The organism is Pseudoduganella sp. GCM10020061 (genome assembly GCF_042683405.1).
Lineage (GTDB): Bacteria > Pseudomonadota > Gammaproteobacteria > Burkholderiales > Burkholderiaceae_D > Telluria.
Genome location: NZ_JBHUJS010000006.1, coordinates 62,929 through 84,442, shown reverse-complemented (window position 1 = coordinate 84,442; position 21,514 = coordinate 62,929). Strand labels below are relative to the sequence as shown.

Annotated in this window: 20 protein-coding genes; 4 read left to right on the top strand and 16 right to left on the bottom strand. The window is 65.1% G+C overall.

Annotation, left to right across the window (positions count from 1 at the left end):
• Nucleotides 1–70: 70 nt before the first annotated feature.
• The 16 genes from ACFSQR_RS12100 to ACFSQR_RS12025 all read right to left on the bottom strand — a co-directional run bounded on the left by ACFSQR_RS12100 (nucleotide 71) and on the right by ACFSQR_RS12025 (nucleotide 16,071).
• Nucleotides 71–1,183: a tetratricopeptide repeat protein gene (locus tag ACFSQR_RS12100; protein ID WP_377730064.1), complete on the bottom strand. Its 1,113-nt coding sequence runs from the start codon at nucleotides 1,181–1,183 to the stop codon at nucleotides 71–73.
• Nucleotides 1,180–2,070 (bottom strand): ExeA family protein, encoded by an 891-nt coding sequence (locus tag ACFSQR_RS12095; protein ID WP_377730063.1) that lies wholly within the window; start codon nucleotides 2,068–2,070, stop codon nucleotides 1,180–1,182. Before ACFSQR_RS12095 ends, ACFSQR_RS12100 begins: the two co-directional genes overlap by 4 nt.
• Complete coding sequence (locus tag ACFSQR_RS12090; RefSeq protein WP_377730062.1) at nucleotides 2,070–3,839, bottom strand: secretin N-terminal domain-containing protein; 1,770 nt, start codon at nucleotides 3,837–3,839, stop codon at nucleotides 2,070–2,072. The genes ACFSQR_RS12095 and ACFSQR_RS12090 overlap by 1 nt, the downstream gene beginning before the upstream one ends.
• Before the next feature lie 18 nt (nucleotides 3,840–3,857).
• Nucleotides 3,858–4,172: an MSHA biogenesis protein MshK gene (locus ACFSQR_RS12085; protein WP_377730061.1), complete on the bottom strand. Its 315-nt coding sequence runs from the start codon at nucleotides 4,170–4,172 to the stop codon at nucleotides 3,858–3,860.
• Nucleotides 4,173–4,201: 29 nt separating this feature from the next.
• Nucleotides 4,202–4,996, bottom strand: coding sequence for a type II secretion system protein GspM (gspM, locus tag ACFSQR_RS12080; protein ID WP_377730060.1), 795 nt, complete (start codon nucleotides 4,994–4,996; stop codon nucleotides 4,202–4,204).
• Nucleotides 4,993–5,637: a hypothetical protein gene (locus ACFSQR_RS12075; protein WP_377730058.1), complete on the bottom strand. Its 645-nt coding sequence runs from the start codon at nucleotides 5,635–5,637 to the stop codon at nucleotides 4,993–4,995. The genes gspM and ACFSQR_RS12075 overlap by 4 nt, the downstream gene beginning before the upstream one ends.
• A complete protein-coding gene (gene pilM / locus ACFSQR_RS12070; protein ID WP_377730057.1) occupies nucleotides 5,634–6,506 on the bottom strand; it encodes a type IV pilus biogenesis protein PilM in 873 nt (290 codons plus the stop codon). Before pilM ends, ACFSQR_RS12075 begins: the two co-directional genes overlap by 4 nt.
• Nucleotides 6,507–6,701: 195 nt before the next feature.
• Nucleotides 6,702–9,743 carry a DUF6701 domain-containing protein gene (locus ACFSQR_RS12065; protein WP_377730056.1) on the bottom strand — a complete coding sequence of 1,014 codons (3,042 nt, stop codon included), beginning with the start codon at nucleotides 9,741–9,743 and terminating at the stop codon, nucleotides 6,702–6,704.
• Nucleotides 9,740–10,171: an agglutinin biogenesis protein MshP gene (locus ACFSQR_RS12060; RefSeq protein ID WP_377730055.1), complete on the bottom strand. Its 432-nt coding sequence runs from the start codon at nucleotides 10,169–10,171 to the stop codon at nucleotides 9,740–9,742. The genes ACFSQR_RS12065 and ACFSQR_RS12060 overlap by 4 nt, the downstream gene beginning before the upstream one ends.
• Nucleotides 10,168–11,028, bottom strand: coding sequence for a type II secretion system protein J (locus tag ACFSQR_RS12055; RefSeq protein WP_377730054.1), 861 nt, complete (start codon nucleotides 11,026–11,028; stop codon nucleotides 10,168–10,170). The genes ACFSQR_RS12060 and ACFSQR_RS12055 overlap by 4 nt, the downstream gene beginning before the upstream one ends.
• Nucleotides 11,012–11,581, bottom strand: a complete 570-nt coding sequence (locus ACFSQR_RS12050) for a prepilin-type N-terminal cleavage/methylation domain-containing protein (RefSeq protein WP_377730052.1) — start codon at nucleotides 11,579–11,581, stop codon at nucleotides 11,012–11,014. Before ACFSQR_RS12050 ends, ACFSQR_RS12055 begins: the two co-directional genes overlap by 17 nt.
• The gene (locus tag ACFSQR_RS12045; RefSeq protein WP_377730050.1) at nucleotides 11,571–12,095 is read right to left on the bottom strand and encodes a prepilin-type N-terminal cleavage/methylation domain-containing protein; all 525 of its coding nucleotides are present in this window, start codon (nucleotides 12,093–12,095) and stop codon (nucleotides 11,571–11,573) included. Before ACFSQR_RS12045 ends, ACFSQR_RS12050 begins: the two co-directional genes overlap by 11 nt.
• Nucleotides 12,096–12,167: 72 nt before the next feature.
• Complete coding sequence (locus ACFSQR_RS12040) at nucleotides 12,168–12,548, bottom strand: type IV pilin protein (RefSeq protein WP_377730048.1); 381 nt, start codon at nucleotides 12,546–12,548, stop codon at nucleotides 12,168–12,170.
• Between the two features lie 83 nt (nucleotides 12,549–12,631).
• Nucleotides 12,632–13,138, bottom strand: a complete 507-nt coding sequence (locus ACFSQR_RS12035; RefSeq protein WP_377730047.1) for a hypothetical protein — start codon at nucleotides 13,136–13,138, stop codon at nucleotides 12,632–12,634.
• Nucleotides 13,135–14,364 carry a type II secretion system F family protein gene (locus tag ACFSQR_RS12030; protein WP_377730046.1) on the bottom strand — a complete coding sequence of 410 codons (1,230 nt, stop codon included), beginning with the start codon at nucleotides 14,362–14,364 and terminating at the stop codon, nucleotides 13,135–13,137. The genes ACFSQR_RS12035 and ACFSQR_RS12030 overlap by 4 nt, the downstream gene beginning before the upstream one ends.
• A gap of 3 nt (nucleotides 14,365–14,367) precedes the next feature.
• A complete protein-coding gene (locus ACFSQR_RS12025; RefSeq protein WP_377730045.1) occupies nucleotides 14,368–16,071 on the bottom strand; it encodes a GspE/PulE family protein in 1,704 nt (567 codons plus the stop codon).
• 151 nt (nucleotides 16,072–16,222) lie between these two features.
• Here ACFSQR_RS12025 and ACFSQR_RS12020 point away from each other — a divergent pair, with 151 nt between their 5' ends.
• Genes ACFSQR_RS12020 through ACFSQR_RS12005 form a run of 4 tightly spaced genes read left to right on the top strand, consistent with a single transcriptional unit; the run spans nucleotide 16,223 to nucleotide 21,508 of the window.
• Entirely contained in the window at nucleotides 16,223–16,939 is a 717-nt protein-coding gene (locus ACFSQR_RS12020) for an ABC transporter ATP-binding protein (RefSeq protein WP_377730044.1), read from the top strand.
• A 9-nt stretch (nucleotides 16,940–16,948) separates the two neighbouring features.
• The gene (locus ACFSQR_RS12015) at nucleotides 16,949–17,833 is read left to right on the top strand and encodes an ExeA family protein (protein ID WP_377730042.1); all 885 of its coding nucleotides are present in this window, start codon (nucleotides 16,949–16,951) and stop codon (nucleotides 17,831–17,833) included.
• A 55-nt stretch (nucleotides 17,834–17,888) separates the two neighbouring features.
• Nucleotides 17,889–19,799, top strand: coding sequence for a pilus (MSHA type) biogenesis protein MshL (gene mshL, locus ACFSQR_RS12010; RefSeq protein WP_377730040.1), 1,911 nt, complete (start codon nucleotides 17,889–17,891; stop codon nucleotides 19,797–19,799).
• Nucleotides 19,796–21,508: a tetratricopeptide repeat protein gene (locus ACFSQR_RS12005; protein ID WP_377730039.1), complete on the top strand. Its 1,713-nt coding sequence runs from the start codon at nucleotides 19,796–19,798 to the stop codon at nucleotides 21,506–21,508. The genes mshL and ACFSQR_RS12005 overlap by 4 nt, the downstream gene beginning before the upstream one ends.
• Nucleotides 21,509–21,514 lie beyond the last annotated feature (6 nt).

The window sequence follows — 21,514 nt, the reverse complement described above, 5'->3', positions numbered from 1 at the left end:
GACAGCCTGACGGAAAAACGTCGGATACTCCCCCTGCGTCATTCCCGCGGACGCGGGAACCCATGCCGGATCAGCGCCGCACCTGCTCCAGGCGCCGCTCCACGAAGGTACGCAGGTCCCCCGTCAGCGCTCCGCTCGACAGCGCGCGCGCATACGCATCGGCCGCCTCGGCTGCGCGCTTCTCGGCCTGCAGCGAGATGCCCAGGCCCATCCACCAGATGCCGTTACCCGGCTCGCTGCGCACCGCCGCCTGGTACTGCTCGATCGCCTCGCGGTGGCGTGCGGCGCGCTGCAGGGCGCCGGCCAGGAACCCTTCGTAATCGGCATCGCCCTTCGCATACGGCAGGCTGCGCTGCAGCGTCTCGATGCCGGTGCCGCCATGCTCGATCTGCAGGCGCGCCAGCAGCATCGCCATCGCCGGCTGGCGCGGATCGAGCACCAGTCCTGCCTGCAGTACGCGCATCGCATCCTCGCCGCGGCGCGCTTCGATCAGCAGTCGCACCAGCGTCTGGCGCGCAGCATCATGGCGCGGCTCGGCTTCCAGCGCATCCTGCAGGCGTTCGATGGCTTCGCGTACGCGGCCTTCCTGTAGCGCAGCGGTCGCACGGCGGTAGTCACCCTCGGCGCGCTGCTGGGCCGACATGACGCGCCCCTGCACCGGCGCGGGCGCTGGCGTCTCTTCGACAACCACCGCTTTCGCGCGCTTCGCGGGCGACGGTGCAGGTGGCTTGGGTGCGGGGCGCACAGGCTCCGGCGCCGGCTCATCGAGCACGGCTTCTTCTTGCGCAGGTTGCTGGACCGGCGCCCGTTGCGGCGCAGGCGCCTGCACTTCCGGCTGGGGCGCGGGAGCCGCCTGGACGGCCGCCGCCACTGGAGTCACTGTTGGCATCACAGCTGGAGTCGCGGCAGGTCTGACCGCTGCGGGCGCTGCCGCGTTGACCATCATGACGGAGGGTTTCTGCGGAACCGGCACGGCGCTCTGGCGTTGCTCATAGAAGCGCCACGCCGCGATGCTGCCCGCGATCATCAGGCCGCCCGCGAGCACCGCCGCGATGCTGGTGACGATCGTGCTGGCCGACCTGCGGCTGGCGCGGGCCATCGGCTTGATCACGGGGTCCGCGGCGCCGCCATGCTGGACCCGGCGCGCGTCCAGGTCCTGCAGCATCTTGTTAATCAGGCTCATCGAGTCAGCGCCCAGGCGATCGAGCCTCCCGCAACCAGCAGCGACAGCAGTCCCGCGGCCCACGGCCACAGCTTGCGCTTTGCCTCGATGGTGTCGTTCGCAGCTGCCGTCACGTGGCCGGCCGACACCTGCTGCTTGCCCTGGCCGTACGCCACCATCAGCGACTTGTGCGCGAGGATGTTCACCAGGCGCGGCACGCCCTGGCTGGCTGCGTACAGTTTGGTCACGGCGCCGCGCGTGAACAGGCGGCTGCCGGTGAATCCGGCCACGCGCAGGCGGTGCGCGAGGTAGTACTCGATGTCGTCGCGCGAGAGCGGGCCGAGGTTGTACGAGAAAGTGATCCGCTGCGCGAGTTGACGGATCGAGTTCAGTTCGAGGTTGGTGTTCAGCTCGGGCTGCCCGAACAGGACGATCTGGAGCAGCTTGCGCTTTTCCGTCTCGAGGTTGGTCAGCAGGCGCAGCGCCTCCAGGCTCTCGACCGGGATCGCCTGCGCCTCGTCCAGGCACAGGACCACCTGCTTGCCGTCAGCCGCCAGGTCCATCAGGCGCTGCGTGATCGACTTGAGCAGCTGGTGCTGGTCCACGTCCTTGTCCAGCCGGATTTCCAGCTCGTCGGCCAGCGCCAGCATCAGCGTGCGCGGCTCCAGGTAGGGATTGGGGATGTAGGCGGTGACGAAATGATCCTCCAGCATCGCCATGAACTTGCGGCACAGGAGCGTCTTGCCGGTGCCGACTTCGCCGGTGATCTTGATGAAGCCTTCGCCATTGCGCGCGGCGACCAGCAGCGTGTTGAGCGCTTCCTGGGAATGCGGTGCGGTGAAGAAGTAGCTGGTGTCTGGAGTGATGCCAAACGGCGTTTCACGAAGTCCGAAGTGCGCTGTATACATTACTGGGCGTTCCTTCCACGCGGGTTCAGCGCCTCGATGCGGCGCGAGGTGTCCAGCAGGTTGTCGTTCCAGCTGGCGCTGCCCTCGACGATGGTGGGCTTGATCAGCACGACCAGCTCACGTTTCTGGCTGACGCGCGACTTGTTGCCGAACAGGCTGCCAATCACGGGACCCAGCCTGGACGATCCTGGCACGCCGGCCATGTCGTCGCTGGCGGACTGGCGCATCAGGCCGCCGATCGCCACCACCTGTCCATTCTGGCCGCGCACGATGGTGTCGATCTCGGACGTATCGGATGCAGCCAGCGGCAGGCTCATATTCCCCAGCGTACCCAGGTTGACCGTCTTGTTGACCGTGCTGACCTGGCTGACCGAAGGGTGTACGTGCAGCACGATGTTGTCGTTCTCGTCGATCTGCGGCGTCACATCGAGTACCACGCCGGAGAAGAACGGCTGCACCGTCACGCTCGGAATGACGGTGTTGCCACCTGCGTTGGTCGTGGTGGTGGTGGTAATGCCCGTGACGAAGAATTCGTCCGTACCCACCTTCAGCAAGGCCTTCTGGTTGTTCACGGCGGCCACGCGCGGGCTGGAGAGCACGTGCACGGTCCCTTGCGACTCGAGGAAGGACAGCAGTGCGGCAAAATGCTGGGTCTGGAAAGCCAGGCCGAATAGCGCGTTGGCGCCCTGGTTGGCCAGCGACAGCGTGGAACCCGGCACCGCCGACAAGGGGCCGGAAGTCAAGGTGCCGCCGGTCGACAGTTGGGAGCCCGGGTTGATCATGCCGCCGGACCTCGCTCCGTTCCCGCCGGAGAAGGTCCCGAACGAGGCCCAGTTGATCCCGCTCTGGTACGAATCGTTCAGCTCGACCTCGAGGATCTTCGCTTCCAGGATCACCTGGCGGTCCACGGCGAGCTGGGTCGCTTTGAGGAACTGGTCGACGTTGCGCAGTTCGTCCGGCATGGCCTTCACGACCAGCACGCCCGACTGCGCGCTCACGACCACGCTGCGGCCCGGCTCCTTGCCGACGATCGCCTCGATCGCTTCCTTCAGGTCGCCCCAGAAATCGTTGGACGAGGTGGTGCGCACCGCGGAGCTGTCGCTGCGGTAGTTCTGCTGGCCGTTCGGGTTGTTTTGGTTGTTCTGGTTGTTCTGGTTCTGGCCGGGCGGCTGCGAACCGCCGGTGCCGTTCTGCTGGTTCAGGTTGGTGCCGTTCGGGTTGTTGTTCTCGACCGCGGTCCCGACCGAAGTGGACGATACGCGCAGGTTGGACGCGCCCTGGCGCATGCCGACCAGGTAGTTCACGCGGTACATCCGCGTCTGCATCGTCAGCGGACGGATGTAGATGCGGGTGCCCTCAATCGTGTAGTCGTAGCCGTACAGGTCGCGCACCGCATCGAGCGCCTCGGTCAGCGTCACATCCTTCAGGTTGGCGGAGATGTTCCCGCTGACCTGCGGGCTGACCAGCATGTTGTAGCGGGTGCCCGCGACCAGGGAATTGAAGAACTGCTGCGCCGGAACGTTATTGAAAGCGACGTCGAAGCGTTCGTCCAGCGCCTGGCGCGCCTTCGGCATCTGTTGCGCCAGCTCGGAGACCGGAGGCAGCAGCGCCCTGGAGACGGCTTCGTCGAGCTGCACGGTGGGCGCCGGCCTGGCCGCTGCCGACACTTCATCGCGGATCGCGTCGTACGTCGATGTCGGCGAGGTGGTGGCACATGCGCTGAGCGCAAGCGCCGCTACCAGGCTGGACGTCAAAAGAAATGTTCGCATGGGTATCCGTCTATTCTCTTATCGTTGCCCCTGCCCGGCTGCGCCGGGTGAGGCTGGGTACAACTTCAGTGTCTCTCTTGCGCTGCCTCGCACCAGCACCACCTGCGTCGGCGTGATGCTTGCGACAACCGCGCCGCGATGCTTCTGCCCGAGGCGTACGGTCTGGCCGTCGATCACCGCCACCCTGCGCTTCGACGAGATCAAGACCGACTGCAGGCGCGGCGCGACAGGCGCCTCCAGCTGCTCGTGCGCGCCAGACGCGGACTGCCGCAGCGAGACGGGCGGCGCGGTCGGATCGCGCATCTGCGCGATTGCCGGCAGCGCGCATGCCATCCCCAATACCAAGCATACAGGACGGCGCATCATAACTTCATCCAATCTTTTTCGAGGCTGAGCGTAAACAGCGTCAGCGTCAGGCGCGTGCGGGGATGGTTGCTCGCATCGAGGCGCGCGCGCCCCCAGATCAGGCGCACCGGCATCGCCTCCAGCTGCGACAGGTAGTTGACCATATCAACGTATCCACCCTCCAGCGTCAGTTCCACGCCGTGGCGATACACCAGCTCGGGGAGCTTCAGTTCCGGCGGCGCCGGCTCGCCTTCCGCCGGCTTGGCCGACCCGGCCTGGCTGCGGGCGATCCACGCGGCAGCCATCATTTCCGGCGGAATCGGTGCGGCCGGCACGGACACCGCGCCTGCCTGCGGCGCGGCAGGGTCGCCCGTCGGCAGCGCTTCGGACAGGCCGGTCACAGGCAGCGTGCGCAGCGACACCAGCTTGAGGCGGCCGTTCGAGCGCAGGATCGTTTCGAGCAGCGATGCGATGCGCTCCGGTTCGACCAGGCTTTCCTGCATGGTGCGCAGGTCGCTGCTCAACTGGCGCACTTCGCCCTGCAGGACCGCAAGGCGCGCGCGGTTGACGGCGTCCGGGTCGAGCGAGGATTTGCTGGCCACGTCGCCGATCTGGCTTTCGATCTGGGCGATGGTCTTCTGCTGGCGCGTGATGTTCTCGGACAGCGTCTCCTGACGCTCGAACATCGGACTGAGCACCATCCAGTACGACAGGAACACCACAGCGGCCAGCACCGCCGCGAACAGGATGACCCGTTCGCGCAGCGACATCGCGTCGATGCGGGTGGAGATGCGGATCCAGTACTGCTTCATCCCTCGGCCCGAACGGGCTCGGCCCGCAGCTGGAATTCGACAAAGGGCACCGATGCCTGCGCAGGCGCGGCAGCAGCCCCCGGCTCGGCGGGCTGTGGGGTGGTAATGCGCAGGCTGCCGAAGGTGCGCCCTTTCAGCACGGGTTCACGCGACAGCAAGTTGATATAGCCCGGCACCATGCCCGCATCGACCGCGCGTCCCTCGATACCGATATTGGTTCCCGCGCCATCGATCGACACGCCCGTCAGCCACAGGCCCGGCAGGTCCTGGCGCGCGAACGCGCGGAAGTAGGCAGCATAGCCATGGGTATTGCCGAAGGCGCCGCGTTCGAGCACGCCGCCGACGTCGCGCAACGCCTTGAGCTGCATTTCCATGATCGCGATCTGCGCTTCCAGCTCCACGCTCTTCTTGCGAGGCGCCAGTTGTGCGCTGGCGTTCTGCAGGCTTTGCTGGCGCTGCTCCAGCTGGCGCGTGACCTGCGCGGCCTGCTCTTCCAGCTCGGCCTCGCTGCGCTGGCTGTACCAGGCCAGGGCCGCGATCCCCACCACCAGCACGCCAAGCGCCTGCGCCATCGCCAGCGCGGTGAAGATCTTGCGCTGCTTGAGGAAGACCGGGTTGAAGAGGTTGATCTGCTGGCTCACAGCTTGACCTCCTCGTAGCGCAGGGCAGCGCCCAGCGTCAGGAAGAACTTCTGCTGCATCGCCGGATCGGCCAACAGCGGGGCCGACGCGATATCGAGCGTGCTGGCCAGGTCGAGCGTTTCAACCGGCACGTACAGGTTGCTGGTGAGGTAGGCCGCCAGGCCGTCGGCGTTGAACGGCGCCAGCACCAGCTTGGCCACGTTGATGTAGTGGTACTGGCGGTCGAAGTGGTCGAGCGAGCGTTGCAGCTCCAGCGTGACGCGGTCGAACACGGCGCTGCGCCGTTCGTAGTCGCCCTCGACCAGCTGGGCCACCGGCACGTCGATGCGGCGCGACAGGTACAGTTCGCCCCGGTAGGTCACCGTCAGCAGGCCGCCCTCGTCGGTGAACGACAACATCGCCAGTCCCCTGCCCTCCGGCTCGACCAGCGCGGCGATATTTCGCTGCGCCATGTCGGGAATATCGATGACGGTCACGTCGATGCGCGCGTCGCCGAACAGCTGCATGCGCTTGCGCACCACGCTGTTGCGGGCGGCCACGGCGAACATGTTGTGGGTGCGGGAAGGCGCGTTCGGCTCGACCGGCACGTCGAGCACGTCGATTGTGGCATCGTCGACGTGGAAGTCGAGCATGTCCTTGAGGCGCCAGCGGATCGCGGTGCGCAGCTCGTCCGGCGGCACGTTCGGCGCTTCGACCGACAGCAACTGGTATTCACGGGCACCCAGCAGGGTGCTGCACTGGTAGCGCGCGGCGTGCAATTCCTTGCCGATCCGTTCCAGGTTGTCCGCGGTGGCGGCCCCCTCGAACCACTCGCATGCGGCAACGATCGGCGATCCGGACGCGGGACGGGACACGTACGCAGCGCTCACGCCGTCTGCGTGAAATGCCAGCGTGAGCCACCCGTCCGTGATCTTAGCTTTTCGAAAAAATTGCATGCGCAGTCAACTTGAGCAATTCCAATCGAGAATTGCTGATTAATTGCTTGATTATATTGGGAAACATGACAAATTCATACAATTTGTTTCCCCGTATCTCATACCCATGATGACTGTCGGAAAAAGACGTCAGTACACCTCGCGGATATAGTCGACCGGCGCTTTTTTGACGCCGAAAACGATCTTGCCGGCGGTACTTGGCAGCCACGGGATGCCGTTCACCTTCATGAGGACACTCCCCGCCGCCCCCGGGGGGCGCAGCCGGAAGGTCCCCGCCCCCGATTCGAGGGCGAACCCCGCCGCCGACGCTGCCGACAAGGCGGTGGCGCAGTTGGCGGCAAAACCGCCGGTGCAGCCCGAGAACTCCAGGTTGGCGGCTGTCGGCGTGACCACGCTGGCCATCGCGGTGAGCGCCAGGCTGTCGGTAATACTGTTCTCCCAGCGCGCGCCGCTCCAGTATTGCGCACGTACTTCGACCGGCAGATTGATCAGGTCGGAACCGTAGGCGTTGGGCACCAGCAGGCGTCCGGCGACAATGTGGATGGGCCCCTCCTGCGAACCGGCGCCGATGGCCGATGTCACCGTGCTGTCCGCCGCCTCGATGGCGCGCAGGTAAATGGTGGTGGGAGGAACCCAATCCAGCGCCCCGTTCGTTCCCCGTGGGGCGGTGCTGGTGAAGGCGTTGGGGAAGGTGTATGCGGGCGTCGCCACAGTCGCGGTGCCGTTGTCGAAGGCGGTCGCCGCGACCGTCGGATTGGACAGCACCGAGCCGACCGGGCTGGCCGGCGGGTTCTGGGATCCCGAACCATTTGCGCTCCATGCGCTCAGCGTGACCTGGCGCGCAAACCTGCCATTGTAGTTGGCGGTGATGGCATTGGCCGCATTGCGCGCGCTGACCTCGACCTCGAACGGCTGTCCCGAGTAAGCCGCGCCGACGCCGGCAGGACATGCCATGGAGGCCGGACAGGTTGGCATGGGCTCGTCGGTCACGGTATCGAAATGATGGGGGAAGAAGCGTCCCACGTTGACGGACTCGCCCGGCACGTCGCCGCTGTTCAGGTAGTTCGCGCTGGCGATGCCGCCGATCAGGCTCAGGATGCCGACCTCCGGCCAGGAGAAGTTCGCCCCGGATGCCTGACCCGCCGTGATGGCGCCGAAGCTGCCCGAGATTCCCGGAATATTGGTCATTTCCGCGAACACGGCGGAAGTGGCCGGATCGATGGCGCCGCTGCTCACCAGCTTGAACGTTTCCGGCACGAGTTCGCGCCCGAAGTTCGGGGTGACGGCGTTCGTGGCGGAGCGCGCAGAGATCGTCATCGAGAACGCTTCTCCCGCGCGAACGAATTTGGCGCCGGTGGGCGTCGTCGCGGCCGGGTTGGCTGCCGAGGTGCTGGTCTGCAGGATGTTGCTGAGCACGATCTTGTCCGGTTTGACGACAAATGCACTGCTGCTGCCCATGTTGTTGTTGTCGTCCACCATGTACAGCTGCACCTGGCCGACGTCCTGGTACCGGAAACTGTACGCGACCGAACTGCTGGCCAATCCGCCGGCAAAGGTGACCGCCGAATTGCGCGTGCCCACGGGCTTGGTGCCGTTCGGCGCGCAGACCGTCATGGGATTGCGCGCAGTGAAGGTCGGTACCACGTTCGCTGTCGTCGCCGGGTTAATGCAGGACAGGCCAAAATAGAAGTTCACCGTCACGGCCTGGTTGTTATGCAGCTTCTTGGGCCGGCCATTGGTATCGAGCGCCGTGATGTAGATATTGGTGGCGTCCGTTCCCGCGACCAGCGTATCCCACTGATACAGTTTGCATGGCTGGTTCGCATCGGAAAACGCCAGGCCGGGCGTGCACGGGGCATCGGTAAAGACGTAGTCGCCGGCGGCGCCGCCGGTCACGACCGTGGCGGTGCTGTTTTCCTCGTTGTTGTCGAAGTTCTGTCCGGTCGCCGTGGCGCTGTTGCTGATGATCGGCGGACTGACAGTCGGGCGCACGGTAATCGTGATCGGATTGGTGACGGCGCCTGCAGCCAGCGTGCCTGCCCGCGTACATGTCACCAGCCTGCCGCTGGTCGTGCAGCTCCAGCCGGTCCCCGCCACCGAGACGATGGCCAGTTCCGGAGCGATCATGTCGGTGACGACGATGGGTCCGGGCTCTGTGTTGGGCCCGTTGTTGGTCACGCGGATCGTATAGCTGTTGTTGACGTTCAGCGTCATCATCTGGTTCGCCACCGTCATCGTCGTGGCCAGGTCCGACACCGGCACGTTAGGCACCGCCACCACTTCCGAATGCAGCAGCACCAAGTCCTGCCCCGACTGGTAGCGCGTGGTGGCGACGGTCTGGCCCGCCTGGATGGTGGGATAGGCAACCGTGTAGGCATCGAAATCGATGCCGTAGGATGCCGCATCGTTATTGATGTTGCTCGATGAGTTGAACTGGTTGTAGCGCGGATTGCGAGTGTCGTACAGCTCGACCTCGTTGAAGAACAGGTCCTCCGCGTTGGTGTTGCCCAGCGTCGAGTCGCCCTCCCACGTGATGTGCCCGATGCGGCCGGTGGCGCTGCCCAGCGGGTTCGGAATGCGGAAGTTCGACAGCGACAGGATCACGTTGCTGTAGTAGGTCGGCTGGAAGCCTTCGTAGACGTTCAGGACGCGGAACGGTTCGCTCGCGTGCGAATACACCACCAGCAGCGCGAAGCCGCCGGTGACGCCTTCCACCTGGCAGTAGGCACTCTGGGTATCGACGGTCAGGCGGCGGAAGCGGTAGGTGCCGTTGCCGCGCGATGCCACATAGCTCGTCACGTCGGCAGCACCGCCAAAATAGCTGCGGCCGTTCGCGGTGACCCGGTACTGGCGATTGACAGGCGCGTTGACCGTCGTGTTCTCCAGCGCCACGCTGTAATCCGGGGTGGCGCCGGAACCCGCCCAGTACAGGATGGCGCGCAGCACGGTTGCGCCGCTCGGGATGCCCGACAATGTTGCCGACACATAGGTATTCTGGCTCACCACCGAGCACGGGCTGGTCTGGTTGCTGCCGGTACGGATGGTCTTCTGCGTCCCCGTAAAATTCACGTTGCCGGCGAAGCTCTCGTACAGCGAGACGGGCGTCTGGGCCTGCGCGATTGCGGCCAGTGCGACCAGGATCAGGGCAAGGAAGGTGCGAAGCAAAATCATTCTCCGAATCGGACATCGACCACGCGCTGCACGTAGTCGGCCGTCACCGCGGCGTTGGGGCAGCCACCGGCTCCCGGCGGGTTGCAGGCGGTAGCGGTGACGCGGTAGCGGTTGATGCCCGCCTGCGTCACCTGCGTGCAGTTGACGGTCACGCTGAAGCCCGTCAGCGACGTCCCGGCAGGCATGGCAAACGTCGTCGATGGCGCACACGAGTTGACGATCCTCTGCTGGTAGATGCCCCACTCTGCGCCGGCGCGTGCGGCCAGATAGGCGCGCACACCCATTACGTCGAGCGCCGTGGTGGCCTGTTGCGCGCGGAAGATGCTGACCATGGCCACGCCGAGCCCGGCCAGGACCACCAGAAGGAAGACGGCGGTCACCAGCCCGATGCCCTGCTGGCGGCGCGTGGGAATGAAACGCGCATTCATGGCGTATTGTCCACGTGGACCTGATGGGTCAGTGTCATCGGGCCGTCCGCGCCGCCCGGCTTTTGCAGCGTCAGCGTCACCACCACCAGCGCCGTCCTCGTATTGGCGAGGGATACGTAGTTGAACTGGCAGCCGGTGACCCAGTTCGCGGCAAGCGCGCTGACACCGCCCGCGGGCGCCGTTGCGATCGAGGGCACGATCGCATAGCCGGAATGGCGGCGCAGTGTGCCCGAACCGTTTGCTCCGGGCGCGCAGACATAGCGCACCGGTCCGCTCACGACCTGGAAGCGCCCGCTGGGAGACGGCATCGGCGGCGCCTGGTTCCCGAATGGGTTGGAAGCGAGGGTGACAACTTTGCTGGCCGCGTCCACCGATACCACGGCGGCGCTGTTGCCGCCTGCGTAGGCGTCGGCCGGCGAATAGCCCGGACCGAGGTTGAACACCACCACGCGGTCACCGGAGACGATCGCCTGTTTGCCGCTGGGGACATCGCCCACCAGGGTAAAAGTGGTATTCGCAGGACGCAGGAAATCCAGTACCGGCAAGGCAGGCGACGCCCCGTCTTCTTCCCTGAGATAGCGTCCGCCCGTGCGCGTGGCCAGCATTTCGATGCTGCGGCCATCGCCGGAGACCCGCACCGAGTTCGGCAACGCGATGCGGATGTCGCGTGCGATGCGGCGCATGACCGTATCGGCCAGGTCGGACATTTCGGCGCGGCCCACGGCATCGCTGTAGCCCTGCGCCGGCGCGCGGATGAAGACCGCGACCATGGACGCGACGATCCCCAGCAGGACGATCGTCACGATCATCTCGACCAGCGTGAAGCCAGGCTGCGCGTGCCTAGATGACTGGCGCATGGCGGGTCCTGTAACCGTCGAGGACAATGGAGTTGGCGCCGTCATAGGAGACCGCCACCCGGATGTGCAGCACGGCGGTATCGGCGGATGCGCCGCCCCCACCAATGCCGCCCAGCGTCGTGGGCGTAATAGTCACCGTGGCGCTATAACCGGTGACATTGAATGCGCTGCCGGTGGCGTCGATGATATTCTGGCCAGCCATGAAAACCGTGCTTGGCGTGCCGGACCCGCCGACATAATCGTTGACATTATCAAAGGGCCGCGAATTGCCCGCCTCCGGACCCCAGTTTTCCGCGATCGCGCATTCAAAGGCATTGGTCGCATTATTTGCATCGGGCGAGGCCGGATCGCATACCGTGAAATCGGCCATCTGCACTTCTTCCATCAGGCTTTCGGCAATCATCAGCGCCTGCTTGCGGCGCAGCGGGTCCGCGCTCTGCGCCGTCGTGAGGCTCATCACGCCAAGGATCCCGGCTACCGCTATCGAGACAATCACAACAAATACGATCAGCTCGACCAGCGTGACGCCCAACTGGCGGCGCTTAGTGGACATAGCCGGTTTCCCGCTCGATGGTGACCGTCTGAGGCGCTTCACCGCCAGTAATGGTAATGATGAAGTTAGCGAACGTAGAGGTGTCGGACGCCGTGGAGTCACCCGAAGCGAACGGCCGCCCGACAGCATTGAAGAACATTGCAGGTGAAGTCGATGTCATCGCCAGCGCCCCAGGGGTGCCCTCGCAGAGCCAGGAAGTGTTGGCGCACGCGGTGACGGTTGCTGTGCGCTTACTATTGCCCATCGCAGCAGAAACCACCGGCTGGGTACACGCGGCGTCATAACACAGGGCTGCTCGCGATGCGGACACGGCAAGAAACACGGCTCGATTCTGCGCGATGGCCAGTTTCTGGCCGAACTGTGCGAGCGATTTGATTTCCTGGGAAAACGATAATGCAGTGAATTGCCGGGTGTCCTGAAAGCGGGAAACGGCAACCGTGGAGATAATACCAATGAGCACGATTACAACAATCAGCTCAACCATGGTAAATCCAGCAGGGATTGCTCGACGCATTCGAATCTGTTTTCCAAGTAAAACAGGCCAAGACACCGTTGTGTCTTGGCCTGTTATTCTACGTGCTCTGGCTTAATCGCAGTTCGCGGTGGTCAGGCCGGAGACAGTAACCGTGCCGTCCGCTGGAACGTAGGTGATCTTGCAGTCAGCATGGCCTGCATCCGGGGTGACGTCCGCGCCAGCGACAACATAATCGCCCAGGCCGGCTTCCGCCATCACGGTTGCGGCGTCCGGGTAGCTCGCCGTCCCGGTCGCAGCGGTCTTCGCATACTGCATTGCCGCCGCAGACTTGATCGAACCAGCAGCAGCCTGCATCTTGGCGATGCGCGCTTCGGTGCCCATGTCAACGAACTTCGGCAGAGCGGTCGCGGCCATGATGCCCAGGATGACGATAACGACGATCAGCTCGATCAGCGTGAAACCGGCCTGCTTGGCGCTGGCTTTATATTTCATTTTCATTTTTCAGGTTCTCCAGATTTCTCTCAGGTTACTATTTATGTTTTCACTGCACCCGTAAAATTTCCGTAGAGAAACGCTTATTGAGTCTCCGCAGGATCAGTGAGCAAGCGTAGCGATTCTACATTGAATTTCAGCACCTTCGGATACTCCCGAGAAAAAATCTTTTCGTTAGAAAACACATATACCAACCAAGAATTACATTTATCAAAGTACCAGCTACCGCCTTCGATGACCCGGATATCCGGATCGCATATTTCCCCAATGTAATTACGCGGCTGGGGATTCATCAGTTGTATCGGGTTTCCGTGCTTTGAGCGAATCCGTGCCGGATGCGCCTTGCGCCCAAGCGCACGGTAGACTTCGTCCATGGCAAGCTCGGTGCGTCTGGCACTATTGATTGCCGCCAGCGTCCAACTGACCTCTGCTTGTTCGTACTGCTTGCGGTAATACATGACCCGGTCAATGAGCACGTAATAGAGGGATGACAGTACAAAGATGACGACCAGAAGTTCAAGCATCTTGAACAGCAGGAGTGACCGTAGCAGGCTGGTAGCGTTGTATTTGCGCGAAAGCGAACCCTTCATTTAGGCAGCGCAGCCTTCCCCATGTCCCACAGCGGCACAAAAATGCCCAGCGCCAGGATGGTCACCATCACGCCCAGGAAAACGATCAGCAAGGGTTCGATCTGCGCCGATAGTGTCTTCAGTTCGTAGTCCACTTCGCGTTCGTACAAGGCCGCGATCTCATCCATCAAGTCGTCAAGCGAGCCAGTCTCCTCGCCAACAGCGATCATCTGCAGCACGATCGGGGTAAATACGCCGGCGGCCACCGAGGTCCGCAGGATGCTTTCGCCACGTTCGACGCCGTCGCGCATCTGTTCGATGCGGGCCGAGAGGTAGGCGTTGTCCACCGTCTGCGACACGACCGTCAGCGCCTGGACAATCGGCACGCCGCTTTTGGAGGACAGGGCAAAGCTGCGCGCGAACCGCGCCATCGTCGCCTTCAGGATGATCTTTCCGGCGATCGGGATTTTCAGCTTCTTCTTGTCCCATGTGAAGCGCCCGGACGGGGTGGCAATCCAGGCCCGAACGAGGAAGAACGCCGCGATCGCGCCCACCAGCATCACCGGCCAGTACGTGGTGGTGAAGTTCGACGTGCCGATCAGGATCCGGGTCATGATCGGCAGCTCGACCTTGAGTGAGGCGAACACCTTGGTGAATTGGGGAATGACCAGCAGGTTCACCACGAACATTGCAATGACCATCGCAATCAGCACAAAGCTCGGGTAGCGCATGGCCGATTTGACCCGGTCGCGCATGTCGCGCTCGAATTCAAGATGATTGAACAGGCGCAGGAACACGTCGTCGAGGCGGCCGGTCATCTCGCCCACCCGCACCATGGACAGGTAGAAGTTGTCGAACACGCCTTCGTGGCGGCGCATCGCCGAGGACAGCTCGCGGCCCGAGTCCAGCGACTCGCGCAGGTCCTTGATCACGCGCGCGAAGGACTTGCTGATCGCCGACTCCTGCAATCCCGCCAGCCCGCGCATGATGGGCACGCCCGACTTGAGCAGGGTGTACATCTGGCGGCTGAACAGTTGCACGTCCATCGAGGTGGGCTTCTTCTCGGTGAGACGCTCCCACACCGTCATCTTGCCGTCCGAGACCGCGCGCTTGGTTTCGCTGATCTCGATCGGCGTCACGCCGGTGCTGAACAGCTGGTCGGCGACCGCTCCGCTGTCGGCGCCTTCCAGCACGCCCTGCATCAATTCGCCGCGCGCGTTGCGTCCCTTGTAGGCGTAGAAAGGCACCGATCAGTCCTCGAGCTGGTTACTGATGCGCATCGCCTCGGACACCGTGGTCCTGCCCTGCACCGCCAGCTGCACGGCATGGCGGCGCAGCGTTTCGCCGCGCATCTCCGCGTGCGCCGCTTTCAGGAAGTGGGTCGGATCGGGATGATTGGCAGCGTCCACCACATGCGACGTCATCTCGAGCAGTTCGTACACGCCCGTCCTGCCGCGGTAGCCCATGCCGTTGCAGTGCGAGCAGCCTTTCCCGTACTGGAAGCGCGTGGTGGCGGCATGCTCGTGCAGTTCGGAGCGCAGCCATTCGCGCTCGGTCGGCGTCGGATCATATTCGGTGGTGCAGCTCTCGCAGATCACGCGCACCAGGCGCTGCGCCAGCACCGCCTGCAGCGAGCTGCCGACCATGTAGCGTGGCACGCCCATATCCATCAGGCGCAGCGGCGTGCTGGCGGCATCGTTGGTGTGCAGCGTGGACAGCACCAGGTGGCCGGTCATCGCGGCGCGCAGGCCGATCTGGGCTGTCTCCTGGTCGCGCATCTCGCCGACCAGCACGATGTCCGGGTCCTGGCGCAGCGCCGAGCGCAGCACCTTGGCGAAGGACAGGTCGATCTTTTCGTTGACCTGCACCTGGTTGATGCCCGGCAGCCGGTATTCGACTGGGTCCTCGACCGTGATCAGCTTCTTTTCGACCGAGTTCAGCTCCGCCAGCGCACTATATAAAGTGGTGGTCTTGCCGCTACCGGTCGGCCCGGTCACCAGCACCAGCCCGTTCGGGCGCGCGACGATCGAGCGGAAGCGCTCGACCAGCGTGCGCGGCATGCCGATGGCGTCCAGCCGCAGCGTCATCCCGGCCTGGTTCAGCAAACGCATCACGACCGACTCGCCGTACTGGGTCGGCATGGTCGAGATACGAACGTCGATGCGCTGGTTGCGCACCTTGATCACGAAGCGGCCGTCCTGGGGCAGGCGTTTTTCCGAGATGTCCAGGTCGGACATGAGCTTCAGGCGCAGCGCCAGCGGCGTGGCGATCTTGATGTCCGCCTCGGTCTGCAGGTGCAGCACGCCGTCGATGCGGAAGCGGATCTGCAGGCGCGCCTCCTGCGGTTCGATGTGGATGTCCGATGCGCGCACCTGGGTGGCGTCATCGAACACCGATTGCAGCAGCTTGACGATCGGCGCTTCTTCGAGGTTGGTGTTGCCGGCCAGCGCTCCGAAGTCGACGTAGCTGTCGCCCAGGTCCTGCTCCAGCTCGCGCGCAAAGTCGGTGATTTCCTCGGTACGGCGGTAGATGCGGTCGATCGCGGCCAGGACTTCGGTTTCGTTCACGACGGCCAGCTCGATGTTCTGTTTCACCAGCCTTGTGATCTCGTCGTACGCGAACAGGTCGGTCGGGTCGGACAGGCCAACCAGCAGCGAACCGCGGCGGTCTTCCAGCACGATCGCGCGGAAGCGGCGTGCAGCCGTTTCGGGCAGCAGGCGCACGACGTCCGGGCTGGTGTTGTAGAACTTGAGGTTGATGTAAGGGATGGCCAACTGCCGCGCCAGTGCGCCGGAGATTTGCTCCTCGGTAACAAACCCGTTCTCGATGAACACGCGGCCCAGCTTGCGCCCGCTGCGCTTTTGCTCCTGCAGCGCTTGCGCCAGCTGCTCTTCGGACAGCAGTTTTTGCTGGACGAGGATCTCCCCGAGGCGAACTTTTTCTGGCCTAGCCATACCAACCCTTGGACGAACGGCGCGAGCGCCTTGTTTTTCTAATTGAATGCCAACGGTCATTCTATTCCAGAACACATCGCCCCGGCCAATCGTGTTGTCGTAATGCATTCAATTCCGCTAGAGTCGGCAGGACCACTTTGACCACATCGCCATGAACGCCACTGTCCTCAACTTTTCCGGGGTTGCCAAGGAGTACGGAGGCGCCCGCGTGCTCGACGCCGTCGACCTGCAGGTCGGCGCCGGCGAATGCGTGGCGCTGGTCGGCGTCAACGGGGCCGGCAAGACCAGCCTGTTGCGCTGCCTGCTGGACTTCACGCGCCCCGATGCCGGCACCATCGAGATCTGCGGCATCGACCACCGCGACAGCGCCTCACGCTCGCCGCTGGGCTACCTTCCCGAACGCTTCGCGCCGCCGTACTACCTGACCGGCCGCGACTTCCTGCGCTACATGCTACGGCTGCACGGCCTGCCCTATGACGAAGCGGCCGCGCTGGCCCTGCTGGGCGAGCTGGAACTCGAGCGCGGCGTGCTCGACAAACGGGCCCGGCAAATGTCCAAAGGGATGGCCCAGAAGCTGGGACTGGCCGCCTGCCTGATGGCCGGGAAGCAGCTCTATATCTTGGATGAGCCGGCAAGCGGGCTCGACCCCAAGGCGCGGGCACTGGTCAAGCGCCAGTTCCGGCGGCTGCGCGAACAGGGACGCACCGTGTTCTTCACCTCCCACGCGCTGGCCGACGTGGAAGAGCTGTGCGACCGGGTCGCGATACTCGACCGTGGACGGCTGCTGTTCACCGGGACGCCATCCGATTGCAGGGCGCGCTACGATGCAAGCTCATTAGAACAAGCCTTCCTGCGCTGCATTCACTAGACCCCCGCCATGTACCTGGACCACTTCGGCCTTCGGGAACCGCCGTTCGGCATCACGCCGAACCCGGACTTCTTTTTTGAAGGAAATATGCGCGGGGAGCTGCTCGAGGCCCTGTGCTGCGCGATCGAGGCCGGCGAAGGCTTCGTCAAGGTGACCGGCGAGGTAGGGAGCGGCAAGACCATGCTGTGCCGGATGCTGGAACACCGGCTGGCGCCGCACATCGACATCATCTACATCGCCAACCCGACCCTGTTGCCGCGCGAGGTCTGCCACGCGGTGGCCAGCGAACTGGGGCTGCACACCGCGGGGCTGCGGCTGGACGAGGCGATCCGGCTGGTGCAGGCGGACCTGATCGCGCGCCACGAGCGCGGCCGCCAGGTCGTGCTGCTGGTCGAGGAGGCGCAGGCCATGCCTCTCGAGACCCTGGAGGAGTTGCGCCTGCTGTCGAACCTGGAAACATCGCGCGACAAGCTGCTGCAGATCGTGCTGTTCGGGCAGCCGGAGCTGGACCGCCACCTGGACCTGCCGCACATGCGCCAGCTGCGCGAACGCATCACGCAAAGCTTTTCCGTACCGCTGATGCCGGAGCCTACGGTGTACGACTTCCTCGCGTTCCGCCTGCATGCCGCGGGCTACCGCGGCGAGCGCGTGTTCTCGGTCGGCGCCACCCGCTGCATCTCGCGCGCGGCGCGCGGCGTGGTGCGCCGGATCAGCATCCTGGCCGACAAGGCGCTGCTGGCGGCCTATATCGACGACGCGCGCCGGGTCGAACTGCGACACGCGCAAGCGGCGCTGCGCGACAGCCCGTTCCGGCCGCGCGCCGCGCTGCCGCGCATGGGCGCGGCGCTGCTGGGCGGGGTGCGCTGGCTGGCGCCCGGTGCGCGGCACGATTGAGGGCGGCTCATTTGCTGAAGAGTTGTTTTTCAGCCATTATCAGGACATGGTTCATATGATCAAAAAGACATCTCTCGCCTTGCTGGCCTGCCCGCTGTTTTCGGGCTGCGTCACCACCACGTTGCCGGGGTCGATGGCGCACGTGAGCGAAGCGCCACGCGTGGGCGGCACCATTCCCGACGTGGCCCAGTCGGCCCCCCTGCCTCCGCCCAAGGCCGCGCCGCAGGTGCAGACCTACAGCGTGAGCGTGACCGGCGTGCCGGTGCAGTCGGTGCTGTTCGCGCTGGCGCGCGACGCCGGCATGAATGTCGATGTCCATCCGGGCATCCAGGGCGAGGTGACGCTGAACGCGATCGACCAGACCCTGCCCCAGCTGCTGCACCGCATCTCGCGCCAGGTGGACATGCGCTACCGGATCGAGAACGGCACGCTGGTGGTCGAGCGCGACACGCCCGAGTGGCGCAACTACAAGATCGACTATGTGAACATGGCGCGCAGCACCAACAGCTCCATCAATATCGCCACCCAGATTTCGACCACCGGCGGCGGACCGCAGCAGTCGGGCTACGCGTCGCAGACCCAGGGTTCGCAGCAGTCGCAGCAGCAGCCGTCCTACGGCGGGCAATCCACCGGATCCGGCAACAACAACTCGACCACGGAAGTGGTGAACCGCTCCGAGAACAACTTCTGGGCCAACCTGGAGCGCAACGTGCGCGACATGCTGCGCGATTCGACCCTGGCCGATCCGCTCACCGCCATCAATGCGCGCACCTCGCCCACCCAGCAGGCGCCGTCGCAATCGTCCGCCCAGGCGCAAGGCGCGCAGGGCGGCACCGCGCAGCAGCAGCCCGGCACCTTCCAGCCGGCCGCGCCGCCGCTGCAAACGACGCCGCCGGAAAACGTCATCGCGGCGTTCGGCGGCGCATCGGGTACGGCCGGCACGCGCGAGCGCGACCTGTCTTCGGTGATCATCAATCCGGAGAGCGGGCTGCTGACGGTGCGCGCGACCGGGCGCCAGCACGAGAAGATCCAGGAATTCCTCGACATCGTGCTTTCCAGCGCGCGGCGCCAGGTGCTGATCGAGGCCACCGTGATCGAAGTGCGCCTGTCGGACGATTACCAGCAGGGCATCAACTGGAGCCGTCTGGGCTCGGGGGGACTGAACCTGACGCAGGGCCGCATCGGCACCCTGCCCTCCGGCATTGCGATCGGGTCGACGCCCGGCATCTTCACGCTCAACTACCTGAATCCGGAATCGGCGCTGGGCAATATCAGCACCGCGGTGCAGTTGCTCGAATCGTTCGGCAAGGTCAAGGTGCTGTCCAGCCCCAAGATCAGTGTCCTGAACAACCAGACCGCCATGCTCAAGGTGGTCGACAACAATGTCTTCTTCACGATCAAGGTAACCCCTGCGGTGGTCGGCACGAACGGCGTGATCGCCACGCCGGCCACTTATGAATCCAAGCTCGAAACGGTGCCGGTCGGCTTTGTGATGAGCGTGACGCCGCAGATCGCGGACACCGACGAAGTCACCCTGAACGTGCGTCCGACGATCACGCGCGTGGTCGGCTTCGAGCAGGACCCCAACCCGGCGCTGGCCGCCGAGAACGTGGTCAGCCGCGTGCCGGTCATCCAGGCGCGCGAAGTGGAGTCCGTGCTCAAGGTGTTCAGCGGCGATATCGCGATGCTGGGCGGCCTGATGCAGGATTCGGCGGACAATACCCGCGACGGCATCCCGCTGGTCAGCCGCGTGCCCCTGATCGGCAACCTGTTCTCGTACCGTAACGAGACCAGCAGCAAGACCGAGCTGGTGATCTTTATCCGCCCGGTGGTGGTCAAGAGCGCCAGCGTGAACGGCGACTACCGCAACTACCGCTACCTGCTGCCGAACGAGGACCGGATCAACCAGCATCCGTATTCCGAGCCGGCCACCGATCCGCGCCGCGTGAAAGGGCAAAAGCCATGAGCCTATTGATGCAGGCGCTGAAGAAGGCGGAGCAGGCGAAGCGCAGCCACGCGGGCGAAGATGACCTGGTCAAGCCTTCCGAGGAATACGACGAGGTGCTGGAACTGGCGCCGCAGGAGCCGCTGCCGCGCAACCGCCGCGCGACCGACCCGGTAAAACTGGACGTTCCCGCGGACGCCGCCGACTTCAGCCTGGAACCGATCGATCCGCCGGCGCCTGCCCACGACGCCACCCTCCCCGACCTGCCCGTCCCCAACTGGAACGAGCCGCAAGATCCGGCCGATATTGCCGACGCCATGCACACGGCGGTGCCGCCCGCCGCCAGCGAGCCGCCCGGCGAAGGCCCGCCGACCGCGAACGCACGCAAGCCGGTGCCGCCGCAAGCGGGTGCCGCACGCGCTGCACGCGCAGAGGCGGCGCGCCAGCGTTCGCGCACCGGTACGCCCCCGCCTGTCCAGCCGCCACGGCAGGCGCCGGCGGCGCCCATGCGCGCACCCAATCCGCGCACGATGCGCCTTGCCGCGCTGCTGGGGATCCTGTTCCTGATCGTGGCGACCTTCGGCTACCTGTACTGGCGCGCCGTGTATGGCCCGGGCTCCAGCAAGAACCTGCCGCCGGTGCCGATGCCAGGCATGGCCGGCAGCACCGCGATGCCGGCGCAACCTGAAAGCGGCGCCATCGTGGTCGCCCCCGGCGCTGCCCCCGCCTACCCGGCGGCGCCCGGCTACGAGGCGCAGGCCTATACCCCGCCGGACATGTCGGCAGCGCCGGCCCAGCCTGTTACCGCCGCCCCCGTGCCAGCGCCCGCCGCCGCTGGCGCGCCTGTCCCGGCCCCGGCTCCGGTCCAGCAGCAGGCGCCGGCAGTGGCCGCCGCCCCGCAAGCAGTGCCGCCGCCAACTCCCGAACAAATGCAGGGCATGACGCCGGAAGACTATGCGCGCATCGACCGCCAGGCGGCCGAAGCCGCCGCGGCGGCGAACCCCGGTGCGGCTTCCGGCGTAACCATCACGCCTTCCACGACGCCGCCGGCAGTCCCGCAAGCACCGGCATCTTCCGGCGTCACCACTTCACCGGTCGCGGCCATGCCGCCCACCACCAGCGGCAACGCACCGGTGCAGGTACAGCAGCGCACCACGTCCGGCGAGGTCAACCCGGCGCTGCAGTCGGCCTACGCCGCGCTGCGACAGGGCGATATCGACGTCGCGCGCGAGCAGTACAACGCCCTGCTGCAGACCGACCCGCGCAACCGCGACGTGCTGTTCGGCGCCGCCGCGATCGCGTTGCGCGACCGCCAGCCGGAACGCGCGGCCGACATCTACGCGCGGCTGCTCGATGCGGACCCGAACGATGCCGACGCACTGGCCGGACTGGTTGCGATCCGCCAGGCCGACCCGGTCCAGACCGAGGCGCGCCTGCGCCGCATCATCAACCTCAACCCGGAAGCCGCATCGGCCCTGTCGGCGCTGGGCCACCTGTACGCCCGCCAGGGGCGCTGGTCCGAAGCGCAGCAGCAGTACTTCAAGGCCTATGCGGTGACGCCGCAGAGCGCCGAGAACGCGTTCAACCTGGCCGTGGGCCTGGACCGGATCAACCAGCCCAAGCTCGCGCTCACCTATTACCAGCGCGCGCTGGCGCTCGCGCCGGGCGGCGCGGCCGGTTTCAACACCAGCGCCGTGGCCAACCGCATCCGGGAACTCGGCGGGCGGTGAGGGACG